The organism is Erwinia endophytica (genome assembly GCF_009295515.1).
Classification (GTDB): domain Bacteria; phylum Pseudomonadota; class Gammaproteobacteria; order Enterobacterales; family Enterobacteriaceae; genus Erwinia; species Erwinia endophytica.
On record NZ_RQVV01000058.1, the window covers coordinates 3,356 to 5,141 of the forward strand.

1 rRNA gene is annotated in these 1,786 nt (G+C 53.1%); it reads right to left on the reverse strand.

The annotated features are described in order from the left end of the window. Positions 1 to 75 precede the first annotated feature (75 nt). Positions 76 to 1,615: ribosomal RNA gene (locus EH228_RS18850) — 16S ribosomal RNA — on the reverse strand. Positions 1,616 to 1,786: the final 171 nt, after the last annotated feature.

The window sequence follows — 1,786 nt, forward strand, 5'->3', positions numbered from 1 at the left end:
ATGGGGACCTGATACGCTCATTACTTTTTCATCAGACAATCTGTGTGGACACTGCGCAGAAATCTATCTTTCTGTTAAGGAGGTGATCCAACCGCAGGTTCCCCTACGGTTACCTTGTTACGACTTCACCCCAGTCATGAATCACAAAGTGGTAAGCGCCCTCCCGAAGGTTAAGCTACCTACTTCTTTTGCAACCCACTCCCATGGTGTGACGGGCGGTGTGTACAAGGCCCGGGAACGTATTCACCGTGGCATTCTGATCCACGATTACTAGCGATTCCGACTTCACGGAGTCGAGTTGCAGACTCCGATCCGGACTACGACGCACTTTATGAGGTCCGCTTCCCTTCGCAGGCTCGCTTCTCTTTGTATGCGCCATTGTAGCACGTGTGTAGCCCTGGCCGTAAGGGCCATGATGACTTGACGTCATCCCCACCTTCCTCCGGTTTATCACCGGCAGTCTCCTTTGAGTTCCCGACCGAATCGCTGGCAACAAAGGATAAGGGTTGCGCTCGTTGCGGGACTTAACCCAACATTTCACAACACGAGCTGACGACAGCCATGCAGCACCTGTCTCACAGTTCCCGAAGGCACAAATCCATCTCTGAATTCTTCTGTGGATGTCAAGGCCAGGTAAGGTTCTTCGCGTTGCATCGAATTAAACCACATGCTCCACCGCTTGTGCGGGCCCCCGTCAATTCATTTGAGTTTTAACCTTGCGGCCGTACTCCCCAGGCGGTCGACTTAACGCGTTAGCTCCGGAAGCCACTCCTCAAGGGAACAACCTCCAAGTCGACATCGTTTACAGCGTGGACTACCAGGGTATCTAATCCTGTTTGCTCCCCACGCTTTCGCACCTGAGCGTCAGTCTTTGTCCAGGGGGCCGCCTTCGCCACCGGTATTCCTCCAGATCTCTACGCATTTCACCGCTACACCTGGAATTCTACCCCCCTCTACAAGACTCCAGCCTGACAGTTTCAAATGCAGTTCCCAGGTTAAGCCCGGGGATTTCACATCTGACTTGTCAGACCGCCTGCGTGCGCTTTACGCCCAGTAATTCCGATTAACGCTTGCACCCTCCGTATTACCGCGGCTGCTGGCACGGAGTTAGCCGGTGCTTCTTCTGCGGGTAACGTCAATTGATACGGTTATTAACCTCATCACCTTCCTCCCCGCTGAAAGTACTTTACAACCCGAAGGCCTTCTTCATACACGCGGCATGGCTGCATCAGGCTTGCGCCCATTGTGCAATATTCCCCACTGCTGCCTCCCGTAGGAGTCTGGACCGTGTCTCAGTTCCAGTGTGGCTGGTCATCCTCTCAGACCAGCTAGGGATCGTCGCCTTGGTGAGCCTTTACCCCACCAACAAGCTAATCCCATCTGGGCACATCCGATGGCGTGAGGCCAGAAGGTCCCCCACTTTGCTCTCGCGAGATTATGCGGTATTAGCCACCGTTTCCAGTGGTTATCCCCCTCCATCGGGCAGTTTCCCAGACATTACTCACCCGTCCGCCACTCGTCACCCAAGAGCAAGCTCTCTGTGCTACCGTTCGACTTGCATGTGTTAGGCCTGCCGCCAGCGTTCAATCTGAGCCATGATCAAACTCTTCAATTTAAAGTCTGATTTGCTTCAACTCGTGAAGCGCTGCTCAGGGTAAAACCCCGTAATGAATGTATTACGTGTTCACTCCCAAGGCTTGATATTTCTTGGTGCGTCCGAAAACGCTGATATCAATCCTGCGAGTGCCCACACAGATTGTCTGATAAATTGTTAAAGAGCAGTGCG